Here is a 12823-nt window from a genome sequence, read left to right on the forward strand (position 1 = left end):
GCTCCGGTCGGTCTTATTTCCGGTTGGGTGTAATGTGCCGCTTTAGGTCTGAATTTTGTGGCTTATGAGGGCGAATTCTGGCCGTCAGATGGCGGCTGTATCCCCGCCGCAACGAGAATCCGGCGACGTGTTTCAGGGTCGGGCAGGAGTTCCGTAAGGAGATCGGCGAAGTCCATGCGCCCGCGGCGGACCAGCGTGTCGATCGACGCGGCCATCGGAGAATGGGGTTCAGATTTCCGGAAATATCGCGCGATCGCCTCAAGCGCCTCAAAGGCCTCTTCGCGCGAGCTGATGTCGAGCTTTCCTGTGCGGACGCTCACAGCGGCCGGGGGTTGGCTTTCGACACCGGGCTCCGTTCCGCCCGGCTCGCTGACCGGCTCCTCTTCGCCGTGTACATCGCCGCTGACCCCGGCAAGCATCCGGATCGCGGCCGCCGCTTCTTCGAGGACCGTGCGTATGTTGCGGCTGGGCGGCGCCTCGGTGCCGCAAGCCGCATCGAGCGCCTTCGTCACATCGTCGAAGGCTTTGATGCAACCGAGGACGGCCTCGTGCTGGCGGACCATCGCTGCGGTACCTGCTTCCTCGACGGCGTCCTGCAGCCGTTCCTTGAGCGCCTGTTCGCTTTCGCGCTGGCTGAGCTGGTAGTCCCAGAGGCTGTTCTGGGCAAAGTTTCCGCCTGGCACCAGCGGGACAAGACGGATCGCCTGAATCAGCGTGCCTTCCGAGCCAACGCCGTTCAGACCGGCGAGCGGGGCGACCTTGTCCTCCAGATCGCCGTCGCCAATGGAATGAAGCGCGTCGAAGGCAGTTTCGAACAGCCCCGCCATCTCGGAAAATACAAATCTCAGACCTTCAAAACCATTCAGTCTGAGTTGTGCTTCACAAAGCCAGGCCAGAACCTCAATGTCTTTACCGTGATTGTCGAGAATCTGCCTCGCACAGGTCGAAACCTCCCGCCATTTCGGAGAGAGACTGAGGAATTCGCCGGGTACAACGGAACGCTCGTCGCTTCGCGCCGCCTGCCGCGCATCCTTCAGCTGGAAGTAGAGCGGGCGCACGTCGGCAGCCGTTCGCGGGTTTGATCCCCCGATAGCAGCGTCGGCCTCCGTCCTCGTTCCGTCAGTCCCTGAGACGTCCACAAACGGCCCCTTAAATACCGGACAGAAAAGAAGCATTTCCGTCATCTGACGTTTCGTAATGCGGGAATTTTTCCTCTTCCGGTCGCAACCCCGCCGACACCCGGTTTAAGGCATGAAATGCGCCTGTAAAGGAAAATTTTTTATCTTGCGTAACAACATTCTCGCCACAATTACCATGTGGAGGTGTGCACCGGCGGTATAAATCGTCGTGTTGAGTCCGTGTTGGCCAGCGAGTTATCCATGCCAAAATTGAGTGTCGAACGACTGGTTTCGAGCCTCGGAGTGGACGCCCGTGCCGTGCTTGAAGAAGCAGCTTCCACGGCTGCGAATTCCGGACATGCCAGCGTTGATATCGTCCACTGGCTGTATGCCCTCCTGCGTCATGACGCGGGAGCTGCTCTCCTCGGGGAGGCTGGGGTCTCGGTCGATGCCGTGCAGCGCGAGGTGACTTCGGCTCTCGCCGACTTGCCGCCTGAAAATCGCGATTCTCTGACGCTTTCGCCCAATCTCATTCAGCTTTCGAGAGAAGCCTACGTTCTGGCGAGTCTTAACTTTGGCCGCTCGCGCGTCGAGCTCGCCGACGTTCTCATTACGCTGGCAGACGACACGACTCTGCGCTCACTACTACGGGGTGTGGCGCCCTCTCTGCGCGGGATCGATCAGGCCGTCCTTGAGAAGCAGGCCCAGGCGGGGGCGGAAACGCCGTCGGATGCAGGCGAGGCGGATACCCAGTCGAGCGCTCTTGGAGCTACCCGGACCCGCAACGATTTCCTCGGGGTCTATACGCAGGACCTGACATCTGCGGCGCAGGAGGGCCGTATCGATCCGGTGATCGGGCGTGAGGATGAATTGCGGCAGGTCATCGACGTGCTGATGCGCCGCCGACAGAACAATCCAATCCTGGTCGGCGAGGCGGGTGTCGGCAAGACGGCGATCGCCGAGGCACTGGCGCTCGAAATCGTTAGCGGAAAACTGCCGGAGAGGCTGTCGGGCGTTCGGCTCCTTTCCCTCGACCTCGGCCTGCTTCAGGCAGGTGCCGGGGTGAAGGGCGAGTTCGAACGGCGGCTGCGCGGTGTCATCGACGAGGTGAAGGCGAGCCCCGAACCGATCATCCTTTTCATCGACGAGGCGCATACGCTGATCGGCGCTGGCGGCCAGGCAGGGCAGGGCGACGCGGCGAACCTCCTGAAGCCGGCGCTGGCGCGCGGGGAATTGCGCACCCTCGCCGCCACCACCTTCTCCGAGTACAAGCGCTATATCGAGAAAGATGCGGCGCTGACCCGACGCTTCCAGGCGGTTAAGGTCGATGAGCCAGACGAAGAGCGGGCAGCCGCCATGCTGCGGGGCATCGCCGGGCGCTTCGAGGAGCATCATGGCGTTGTCATTCGCCATTCCGCGCTTCTCGCCGCAATCCGGCTTTCGGCGCGCTATATCCCTGACCGCCAGTTGCCGGATAAGGCGATCAGCCTGATCGACACGGCTGCCGCAACCGTCGCGACGCTTCGTAACGGCCTGCCCGATGCGGTGCGTGCCGCCGAAGCCGAGCGGACGCGTCTCGGCAGCGAGCTGGCTTGGCTCTCGCGAGAGCCCGGCAGCGATCAGGAAGAGCGCCTCGGCGCCCTTCCCATCCGTATCGGTGAGCTCGACGCCTCGATATCGGCAACCCGCGAGCGTTACGCGGCCGAGCGCGATCTTGCCCGAAAGGCCGACTTGCTGGAGGCCGAGCTTGCGGAAGCGCTCGCCGCAGGCGTCGGCGTCCTCTCCGACGGTAAGAAGGCTGTGACGGACGGTTGGCAGCCTAAGGCCGAGGCAGCTACGCCAAACGATCCGCATCGCTTGGCGGAGCTACGCCGCGATCTCGCGGTGGCCGAGCGAAAACTGAGTGACCTTGCCGGCGATGAACCGCTGGCGCCCCGCATTGTCGACGCGGAGGTGGTGGCGGCGGTGGTCGCCCGCTGGACCGGCATTCCGGTCGGCAAGCTGCTCGCCGATCAAATCGCAGTGGTTCAGAGTCTTGAACACCGGCTCGGGCGGCGGATTATCGGACAATCGGTGGTGCTCGAGCGGATCGCTTCGGCCATGCGCTCGTCGCGGGCCGGACTCTCCGATCCACGCCGCCCTCCGGCGGTCTTCCTTCTGGTAGGACAGTCGGGCACCGGCAAGACCGAGACAGCGCTTGCTCTCGCCGATCTTCTCTACGGCGGGACGCAGCACGTCACCACTATCAACATGTCCGAGTTCAAGGAGGAGCACAAGGTTTCGATGCTTCTCGGCTCCCCGCCCGGCTATGTCGGCTATGGCGAGGGCGGCGTCCTGACCGAGGCGGTGCGCAGACGACCCTATGGCGTGCTTCTTCTGGACGAGATCGACAAAGCCCATCCGGGCGTGCAGGACATCTTCTACCAGCTGTTCGACAAGGGTGTGATGCGCGACGGCGAAGGCCGCGACGTCGACTTCAAGAACACCACCATCGTGATGACGGCGAACAGCGCCTCGGAGCTTCTGGCCGGATTTTCCGAGGACCCTGAGACGATGCCTACGGGCGAGGCGCTGGAAGCCATCGTTTCGGAGGAACTGAAGAAGCATTTCAAGCCGGCTTTTCTGGGCCGCACGACAGTGCTTCCGTATCTGCCGCTCGATCGCGACAGCCTGACGAGGATCGTCGATTTGCAGATCGAGAAGGTCGCGACGCGTATCGCTGATCGGTACGGAGCAGACTTTGCACTTGCCGACACGGCTCGCGAAAGGCTGATCGCCGCCGCCGGTACCAGCGATATCGGCGCCCGCGCCATCGAGGCGATGATCGCGCGCGACATCCTGCCGGTCCTTTCGAGCTTTTTCCTCGGTGCGATACTGAATCAGCGCCGTATCCGCGAGATCACCGTCCATTTCGGCGAGAGCGACGGCTTCACCGTCGAAGCTGCCGATGCCGGATCCCAGGAATTCGTCGAGCCGAAGACCAGCTCGTCGGAGCGTCCCGCGTCTCAAGGTTCCCAAGAGGGACCGGACATCGGAGACGGCAGTCGGCTCGAAACGATTTCATAAGGCCGACTTGCAAGCAAAGCGAAAAGCAACAGGAGAATTGACACCCCATGCCAATCTATCTGCAAATCGACGGCATCCAGGGCGACGCGACCCAAGAGCAGCATCGCAAATGGATGGACATCGAAGCCATCCACTGGAACGTGTCCCGCAACATGAACACTGCCGCCGGTTCCGCGGCGAACCGTGAGGCTTCTGAGCCGTCGATTTCCGAAGTGGTGCTGACCAAGGTCAGCGATTCCTCGGCGACCAAGCTCTTCCAGGAGGCCTGCTCCGGCTCGACCGGCAAGCGCGCCGTGATCCATCTGGTCACCACCGGTAATCCGGGTATGACCTATATCGAGTACAACCTGACCAACACGTTGATCGCCAACTACTCGATCGACTCCAGCGGTGACCGTCCCGTCGAGACGATCCGGCTGAACTTCACCAAGATGGAAGTGAAGTACACACCTTACGACGAGAACCAGACGCCGCAGTCGCCGATGATCGCATCCTACGATCTGGCGACGACCAAGGCCGCCTGACGACGCTCTCGAGGAGGGCGCCCAGACCCAAGTGCGCCCTCCTTTCCTTTCGCATCCCCTCCAAGACGATCCAGCCCGTTCCAGGGCGTCCGATATCCAGGGAAGTGCCATGCCCGATCGCATCACGCGCTACATCCGTGACATTCAGATGAAGCAGAATCTGTGGAATCTGAATGTCGCGAGCCCTTATACGCGCGCCTATGACGCCGCCTTCGAGCGCTACCAAGATACCCTGAAACGCCAGTCCCAACGCGACAGGGCAGAAGCCGAGCTTCTCATATTCGCGGCTTCCGTTGTGACGGGAAGCGTCATGATGGCCGTTTTCGCACAGACATCGCTGCGAATCCTGGCGGGCCGGGCGCTGCTCAGCACGATATGTGACCGCGAACTGAACCGGACATTCAACGCGCTGCACGCCATCTCGAACAGCAATGTCGCAATGTTCGCTCTCGGCCGTATCCTGGATGAGGCGAAGGGTCAGACCCGGAAACATCTTACGGATGCCGCCGCCGATCTGACGCGCAAGACGGATATGGCGACAGCTGATACCGCGCTGAATTTCCAGACGCGGATCGGAGATTTCGTTCGCTCCAACGCCATCTGCGCCCACCAAGCGGCAGCGGCCGTTCAGGACAATACGGCACTCGACGATGCGGAGAAAGACGCCATAGCGGCCCGACTTGAGACCGCGCCCTTCTTCAATCCGCCCTCCGGGAGCCTTCTCAACGAGGAGAGGCTCGCCGAGAAGCTCGAATTGTCATTTTACATGACGGCCGTTCTCGACTCAGACTTCCTCGTTCATATCGAACCGCAATTCGCCACCTCCGTGCCCGGTGTGGTCGCAGGAGGAGCCATGACGGAACGCTCAATCGAGATGTCGCCGAGTTCAGACCGATATCCCGTTTCGACAGAGGTGCGACCAATGTTCGGAGGCATCGGCGCCCGGGATGTTGTCTCGATCCGCGATCTCGGCGGGACCATACGCCATCGGATCGACACATTGCATCGCTCGATCTTCAACCGCCCGTTCTATACCGATAGCGGTGGGCTGTTCGGCGGCAAGCCGACGACCCGGCGCGAGTTGATCAAGGCGGAAACGGTGCTTTCCGACCTGGCTCATTTGACCCGCCCTCAGAGCATCGCCGATGTGAGAACGTGATGCCGCGTTACCTTCGATCTCGTGAGGGCTCGTGGCTGCTTTTACGTAATGCCTCCCTACGGACGTCGATTTCCGGCTTGTTTTTGTTCGTGGCTTTGGCCGGACCAGCCGCCGCGACCTCCGTCGACGCCGCCTTCGTCGAACTGGAGCAGGTCCGCGAAGCCTATCAGGCAGGAGCAAATGCCTCGGCCGAGGTGAGGCCGTCGGACTGGGCCAGCCGGGCGGGCGATGCCGAAGCGGCAGAAGAAGCTTTAAAAAAGGCGGCATCGAACAGCTTCGACGTCGACGCCGCCATGCAGGCGATCGACGCGGCGCTCGAGAAGGAACCGCAAGTCTCTCTCGATGAGGGCGCTTTCGCGGCGGCGGCATCGCACTACCGCCAGATTCGCCGCACAGGTCTGAAGGCCATGCGCGATGCGGGTCCCGACATCGACAAGACCGTTGCCGATCGACCCGACGGCGCGGATATCAGGGCCCTGGCCGATCTTATGGCGGCGCCTCTGCTCGCCGCCGAGGTCGCGAGGATGTCTTCGAGAGCGAGCTACATGCTCGACACGTCGCTGGTCGATCCGAAAGCCCTTTCGTCCGCGATCGATGAGGACTCGATCGAGGGAGTGGTAGACCAGATGATCGAGGCGTCACGTCCGGCCGGGACGAATGAGGGGTCGGGTCAGCTTCCGCCCGAATTGATGCGAGAGATCGAAGGCAAAGCCGTTGTTGCGGTCCTTCTGCAGCTCTCGCCAGACGAGGTTCAATCCCTGCTTGAGTTTTACGAAAGCCCAGCCGGGCGCGCAAAACGCGAGGCCCTTGTCGAGACGTTCAAAGCCAGGGCCGAGAACGATATGCGCGAGTTTCTCGTGAACTACCTGCAGCGGATGTCGAAGCCCGCGCCATGAGGCGTGCGTTGCCCGCAGGCCCTCGTAACAGACCGGCGAAGGCTGGCGGAGGACCGTCCGTCGGTTCGTCGATCGAGACCGTATGCGCTGTCATGAACTTGCGTGACGTTGGGGACGAAGCCGGAGCTGTGGCAGGGGCAAAATTTCGGAGATGGTCAGCATGAACGAGTACAGCACAGCCTCCGATTTCGTTCAGGCGGGGCGCGTTCTTCGGGTGGCCTCGCCGCTGGGCGATGATGTTGTTCTTCCCGAGCGGGCGGTCATTCACGAGGGCGTCAACCAGCTGTTCGACATCGCGCTGTCGGTGCGTGCCAAGCGCGGCGACATCAAGCCGGGGGAGCTGATCGGGCGGCGGATCGATGTGCGGCTCGAAGTCGTCCAGGGCGGCGATGAGGAAGGCGGCGGCTTCGGCGGTGGCGGCGGTGTCGAGTCGGCGATCCGCCGGCCCTTCAACGCCCTCGTCACCGCGCTGGAGGAAGGCCCGCCCGTAACGCGCGGCCTGCGCTCCTACCGGATGACGCTCAAGCCCGAGATGTGGCTCCTGTCGCGCCGCTCCGATTGCCGGATCTTCATGGACAAGACCTCGCTCGATGTCTGCGAGATGCTGTTCGCCGAGCACGGTCTTGCCGCGCCGGATCTCTCCGGCGTCATCGAGACCCCGCCGGTCGAGCATTATTCGGTGCAGTGGAACGAGACCGATCTCGCCTATCTCCTGCGCCGCTTCGAGAACGACGGGCTATTTTACTGGTTTTCCCACGAAGAAGGCCGCCACACCCTCGTCGTCGCCGATCATCCGAGCGGCTGGCTGAAGCCGTCTGCAGCGGCTGAAGGCGAGCCGCGGATGCGGATCGCGCAAGGGTCGTCGGACGTCAACCATATCGACGACTGGCGGCGGCTTTATTCCTATGTCTCGGGCAAGCGGTCTGGCCGGGACTGGAACTTCGAGACGCCGCAGACGGTGCCGGGGGCCGAGACGCCCTCGCTGGTCGACCTTCCCGACAACACGATCCGCGAGCTCTACGAATATCCCGCCCGGGCGATGGACATCGCCGCCCACGAGCGGATGGAAAAGCTGCGGATGCAGGCCTCGGAGGCCGATCACGACCGGGTGGAGGCGGCGTCGAACATCCGCGTGGTCGAGCCTGGCCGCCGCTTCGAGCCCTATGAGGTGGCCCATCCCGAGCGGGATTACGAGGAACATGTCGTGCTTCGCGCGACGCACTGGATCGTCGACCGCTCCTACGAGACGGCCGGGGACGAGCCGGAATACCGCAACACCTTCGAGGCGATGCCCTCGCGCATTCCGGCAACGCCGCACCGCGAAACCCGCCGCCCGCATGTGGCCGGCGCCCAGGTCGGCATCATCGCGGGTCCCGAGGGCGAAGAGATCCATTGCGACCAGTATGGCCGCGTCAAGCTGTGGTTTCCCTGGGACCGGCGGGCGAAGAAGGACGGCTCCGACACCTGCTGGGTGCGCGTCAGCCAGACCTGGGCCGGCGGCTCCTGGGGCGGGCAGGTGATCCCGCGCATGGGCATGGAGGCGATGGTCGCCTTCATCGACGGCAATCCGGATCGGCCACTGGTGACGAGCCTGGTGCCCAATCCGAGGCAGAAGGTGCCGTATACGCTGCCGGCGAATAAAACGAAGAGTTCATTTCGAACGAACACGCACAAGGGTTCTGGCTACAATGAACTCGCCTTCGAGGATGAGGCAGGCCGCGAAGAAATTTATCTCCATGCTCAAAAGGACCGCAACGAGAAGGTTAACAACAACCACACAGAGCGGATCGACAATAATTGGGTTCAATCAATTGGGCATAACAAGGCTATCGAGGTTGCCAATAATCACCACGAAATCGTGGGCGGCAACATGTCAATGAGCGTTGGCCCCATGTCGAAAGGCATGCTTGTAAGTCCGGGCTATTTGAATTCGGTGTGGGGAATAGCTCAGGCTGCGTTCCCTCTTGGAATGCCAGGCATTTTTCCTGCAGGCGAAGGAAATATGTCGATCCTGACGGATAAAAACTACAACCTTTCAGCGGGTGCCATTATCACCGTCAACTCTGCAATTGGTCACTATGTGACTACTGGCGTGTCCTATTCCGTCAGTGCCGGCAGAACTATTGCGACCACGGCAGGGGAAACATCGACCGAGCACGTCGGTAAGACCAAGAATGTGGAGGTTGGGGAAACGCTCGTCATTTCATGTGGAGGGACGCGGCTGACGATGAAGGCTAACGGTGAAATCGATATAAAGGGCAAGAGCATCAAAATGACGGCTGATGATGATATTTCCCTCAAAGCTGCGCGCATCGATCTGAACTGATGGACCTCGATTTATGACTACGCAACATTGGCTTTCATTTTCGATTGAACAGCATTCTAAATATCCCATAAGTCATTCAGATTTTATGGATCTCAACTACTATTTCGACGCCGACGGAACTTTAACGGCAACCGAAGCGCTTTCTGAAGGACCTTATACAGAGAACAACAAACGTATCACAGCGGGTGTTGGTCGTTCCTACAGTCGATCTAAAGGCGAATATCATTTTAAGATTACAGAAGAGCAATATAATAGCGAGAAATTTACACTATACATATGGATGGAACCGTATGGTTCGGCGGCATTATCCGATAAGACCAATGGTAATCTCTTAGTCGGTCGGCTGAAGCTAGGCGTTAGCTCAGCCAAGCACAAAGGTAGCTTGATTCTGCCCCCGCCTTCTTCTCAGTCCGCAGATCAACAAATCCTGTTCGAATTTGAAGTGGGCGATTCGGTTGCACAATTTATCGCGCAAGAAATGAACCGTAACAAAAACGCGAAGGCGACGGGAGAGATGCGCGACGTGATGAACAACCGCGGCATCTACGCTCAACAAGTAGGCCGACCGCCGCTCTCGGAGCAACACCGTCGAGCGATAGCCGAGAGCATATTCGCGCATCAGACGCATGCGGATTTTCATCCGGCCAAAGCTTGGTACGAGGAATTAGGCACGCTGGTTCAACTGGCATATTTTGGCGGTGGCGGTCAGTGGGACCACAAGCCTATCATTTATGCGGACTGGGGCAGCCGTAACCGTCTCGGTAATAGCGGCTATGTCTATTACTATGATTTGTGGTCGAACTTGCATTTCGGCTATATTGCTGCAGCCGCAGGACTCCCGCTACATCGTGTCATTGCCGGAGCCGGTTTCGCCCAAAAGATAGACTCAGGTACTGGCCGTGAAATGGTCGCCGGCATAGCCGGCGCGCTATGGAACCCGCCAAATTTACGGCCTGACGAGGAAATGAAGCGATATCTGTTTGCAGATGCACCAGAGGATCGGCGAGCGATAATCAATGGATATAGCCTGTATGATCAAGAGGTCAGCTACAGGACGATTGTCAATATTGTATCACAATTTCCGGAAAAATGGCTATTCGCTGGCGAAAAGTGATTATGAAGAAATTTTTGACGATATCTTTCGCTACGCTATCGGTGCTAGTTGTATTGCAATTTATATTCGCATTTGCGCTTCCCTATTTTTATAGCGGTACACAATTTTGCCGCGTTCAGCCGCGTCTGCACACAGATGTTGTAACTTGGGATGGGTATAGAAGGGATATTTATGTAATAGAGATTATAGACAATTATGGCGATATCGACTTAGAATACGTTTTGGAGGCTTTATTTAATAACGGCAAAAAGGAGCGCGGCTTTCTGGACAGGCAAATATTTTTTGGCTACACGGACGGTTTGTCATTGTTTGGTTGGAGTTTTGGTAGCCTTGACTATTATCGGCTTACGGATAGAACCTTAGTTAGCGGTAATCCCGAGGTGATTATCGAATGCGCCGAATTGCTTCGTAAACGCTCAAATTGAGGAGCCTGCCACTTCCCGCCTTCTGCTTCTGCGGGCGGCAGCCCAGACGTTTTCGTCAACGGCAAGCCATCGATGCGCGTCGGCGATAGCTACGAGCCGCATGCGTGTTCGCCGTGCCCCAAGCCTGCGCACGGCCGCAAATTGGCGGTTGAATCGAGCACGGTCTTCATCAACGGCAAGGCAGCCGGTCGGATCGACGACGCGATCGATTGCGGCAGGAACGCCGAGAGCGGGTTCGACGATGTGAGTATCGGGGGCTGACGTCGCCCTAGTCTTCGAAGGCACGCGAAGGCTTCCGAGGCCGATCACGACCGGGTGGAGGCGGCGTCCAACATCCGCGTGGTCGAGCCTGGCCGCCGCTTCGAGCCCTATGAGATGGCCCATCCGGAGCGGGATTACGAGGAACATGTCGTGCTTCGCGCGACGCACTGGATCGTCGACCGCTCCTACGAGACGGCCGGGGACGAGCCGGAATACCGCAACACCTTCGAGGCGATGCCCTCGCGCATTCCGGCAACGCCGCACCGCGAAACCCGCCGCCCGCATGTGGCCGGCGCTCAGGTCGGCATCATCGCGGGTCCTGAGGGCGAAGAGATCCATTGCGACCAGTACGGCCGCATCAAGCTGTGGTTTCCGTGGGACCGGCGCGCGAAGAAGGACGGCTCCGACACCTGCTGGACGCCTCTAAAAACCTCCCTTTTCTCCGCTTTCTATGATTCCATCCGCCTGATCGAGATCGGGAGGATGGGATGCGTGGTCAGCCTGGGTTTTGGGATATCGATGAACGGTATGGCCGCCTGAGCGAGGCCGGCGATCCGCTCGAGAAGCTGAACGCGCTCGTTCCGTGGGAGGTCTTCAGGAAGCCACTTTCCAAGGCGCTGAAGCGCTCGGACGGCGCGAAGGGCGGCAGGCCGCCATACGATCCCGTCCTGATGTTCAAGGTCCTTGTTCTTCAGGCGCTCTACAACCTCTCCGATGACCAGGCCGAGTTCCAGATCCAGGATCGGCTGTCGTTCATGCGGTTCGTCGGACTTGGCATCGCCGACAAGGTCCCGGATGCCAAGACGATCTGGTTGTTCCGCGAGCATCTGGCCGAGGCCGGCGCGATCCAGAACCTGTTCGCCCGCTTCGACAAGCATCTCGCCAAAGCCGGATATCTGGCGATGGGCGGGCAGATCGTGGACGCCACGATCGTCGCGGCGCCCAAGCAGCGCAATACCGAGGACGAGAAGGCCGCGATCAAGGCCGGCGAGGTGCCGGAAGCCTGGAAAGACAAGCCTGCCAAGCTGCGCCAAAAGGATCGGGATGCGCGCTGGACGGTGAAGTTCTCAAAGGCCAAGCCGGCGGCGGAAGGAAAGCCGCGGCACATCGACATCGCCGTGCCGGCGTTCGGCTACAAAAACCACGTTTCGATCGACCGTCGTCACGGCTTCATCCGGGGCTGGTCGGCGACAAGCGCCGCCGCCTGGGACGGCGCGCAATTGCCGGACGTACTCGATCGGCAGAACACGGGCTCGAAGGTATGGGCGGATACCGCTTATCGATCGAGGAAGAACGAGGACTGGCTGGAGGATAACGGCTTCAAGTCCGACATTCATCGGATTGAGGCGGCAAACGGAAACGATCCAGTGAATCGTTTCCCCGCCGAACGCCGAAGGGCAGACCGATGAGCGAGCGAACCTCCCGCGCCAACGGACGGCGCTCGGCGATCCGCTCGAAGGTCGAGCACGTCTTCGCCCGCCAGAAGGGGCCGATGGGCGCGTTCATCCGAACCATCGGCATCGTGCGCGCCGAGGCGAAGATCGGCATGATCAATCTCGCCTATAATCTTACACGCTTCGTCTGGCATCAGGGGCGAGGTGCGCCCGCATGACGGCGAGAACGTCCTCAAGGCGGCAAAAACGCAGACCGTAAATCGCAAGAACCATGGAAACGCGCCGCTTCAGAGCGGCCACGATCCCGAAACGACATTCAAGCCGCCTTCGTCCGGGGGAATCAAGGTTCTTCGAGGTGTCCAGATGTGTTGGAGCCCCCCTCCCTCCGGACGACTCCAATCGTGACTATGGTCACCTGCGCCAATTCCGGACTCGTCTGAATGACCGGCGTCACGATCTGTCAGCGGATATCCGTCTTCGCCATACGTCCGGCTATTATCCGGGCCTTGGACTGTCGATCCTGGTTCGCCTTTGAACGGA

8 protein-coding genes and 3 pseudogenes are annotated in these 12823 nt (G+C 60.2%); 10 read left to right on the plus strand and 1 reads right to left on the minus strand.

Features of this window, described 5'->3' with window-relative positions; translation table 11 throughout:
* Nucleotides 1-62: 62 nt before the first annotated feature.
* Nucleotides 63-1139, minus strand: a complete 1077-nt coding sequence (gene tssA / locus ABRA89_RS02945; protein ID WP_463671245.1) for a type VI secretion system protein TssA — start codon at nucleotides 1137-1139, stop codon at nucleotides 63-65.
* Nucleotides 1140-1379: 240 nt separating this feature from the next.
* Between tssA and tssH the strand changes: the two genes are divergently transcribed.
* The 10 genes and pseudogenes from tssH (at nucleotide 1380) to ABRA89_RS02995 (ending at nucleotide 12501) form a co-directional block, all read left to right on the plus strand.
* Nucleotides 1380-4184, plus strand: a complete 2805-nt coding sequence (gene tssH / locus ABRA89_RS02950; RefSeq protein WP_349939946.1) for a type VI secretion system ATPase TssH — start codon at nucleotides 1380-1382, stop codon at nucleotides 4182-4184.
* A gap of 47 nt (nucleotides 4185-4231) precedes the next feature.
* Nucleotides 4232-4708 carry an Hcp family type VI secretion system effector gene (locus ABRA89_RS02955; RefSeq protein ID WP_349939947.1) on the plus strand — a complete coding sequence of 159 codons (477 nt, stop codon included), beginning with the start codon at nucleotides 4232-4234 and terminating at the stop codon, nucleotides 4706-4708.
* A 109-nt stretch (nucleotides 4709-4817) separates the two neighbouring features.
* On the plus strand, nucleotides 4818-5867 hold the full coding sequence (locus ABRA89_RS02960) for a hypothetical protein (protein ID WP_349939948.1): 1050 nt from the start codon (nucleotides 4818-4820) through the stop codon (nucleotides 5865-5867).
* 77 nt (nucleotides 5868-5944) lie between these two features.
* Nucleotides 5945-6763, plus strand: coding sequence for a hypothetical protein (locus tag ABRA89_RS02965; RefSeq protein WP_349939949.1), 819 nt, complete (start codon nucleotides 5945-5947; stop codon nucleotides 6761-6763).
* 160 nt (nucleotides 6764-6923) lie between these two features.
* Nucleotides 6924-9089: a type VI secretion system Vgr family protein gene (locus ABRA89_RS02970; RefSeq protein WP_349939950.1), complete on the plus strand. Its 2166-nt coding sequence runs from the start codon at nucleotides 6924-6926 to the stop codon at nucleotides 9087-9089.
* Between the two features lie 13 nt (nucleotides 9090-9102).
* The gene (locus ABRA89_RS02975; RefSeq protein ID WP_349939951.1) at nucleotides 9103-10203 is read left to right on the plus strand and encodes a polymorphic toxin type 44 domain-containing protein; all 1101 of its coding nucleotides are present in this window, start codon (nucleotides 9103-9105) and stop codon (nucleotides 10201-10203) included.
* The gene (locus ABRA89_RS02980) at nucleotides 10179-10628 is read left to right on the plus strand and encodes a hypothetical protein (protein ID WP_349939952.1); all 450 of its coding nucleotides are present in this window, start codon (nucleotides 10179-10181) and stop codon (nucleotides 10626-10628) included. The genes ABRA89_RS02975 and ABRA89_RS02980 overlap by 25 nt, the downstream gene beginning before the upstream one ends.
* Nucleotides 10629-10673: 45 nt before the next feature.
* Nucleotides 10674-10889 (plus strand): annotated as a pseudogene (locus ABRA89_RS02985) (PAAR domain-containing protein); the annotation flags it as partial.
* Nucleotides 10890-10916: 27 nt separating this feature from the next.
* A pseudogene (locus ABRA89_RS02990) lies at nucleotides 10917-11306 on the plus strand (type VI secretion system tip protein VgrG); the annotation flags it as partial.
* 71 nt (nucleotides 11307-11377) lie between these two features.
* A pseudogene (locus tag ABRA89_RS02995) lies at nucleotides 11378-12501 on the plus strand (IS5 family transposase).
* Nucleotides 12502-12823: the final 322 nt, after the last annotated feature.

Source organism: Fulvimarina thalattae, from assembly GCF_040239565.1.
Taxonomy (GTDB): Bacteria; Pseudomonadota; Alphaproteobacteria; order Rhizobiales; family Rhizobiaceae; genus Fulvimarina.

Coding starts and splice junctions, on each gene's coding strand:
- ABRA89_RS02960 (WP_349939948.1), top strand. CDS start 4,818: ATGCCCGATCGCATCACGCGCTACATCCGTGACATTCAGATGAAGCAG.
- ABRA89_RS02970 (WP_349939950.1), top strand. CDS start 6,924: ATGAACGAGTACAGCACAGCCTCCGATTTCGTTCAGGCGGGGCGCGTT.
- ABRA89_RS02955 (WP_349939947.1), top strand. CDS start 4,232: ATGCCAATCTATCTGCAAATCGACGGCATCCAGGGCGACGCGACCCAA.
- ABRA89_RS02975 (WP_349939951.1), top strand. CDS start 9,103: ATGACTACGCAACATTGGCTTTCATTTTCGATTGAACAGCATTCTAAA.
- ABRA89_RS02980 (WP_349939952.1), top strand. CDS start 10,179: ATGGCTATTCGCTGGCGAAAAGTGATTATGAAGAAATTTTTGACGATA.
- tssH (WP_349939946.1), top strand. CDS start 1,380: ATGCCAAAATTGAGTGTCGAACGACTGGTTTCGAGCCTCGGAGTGGAC.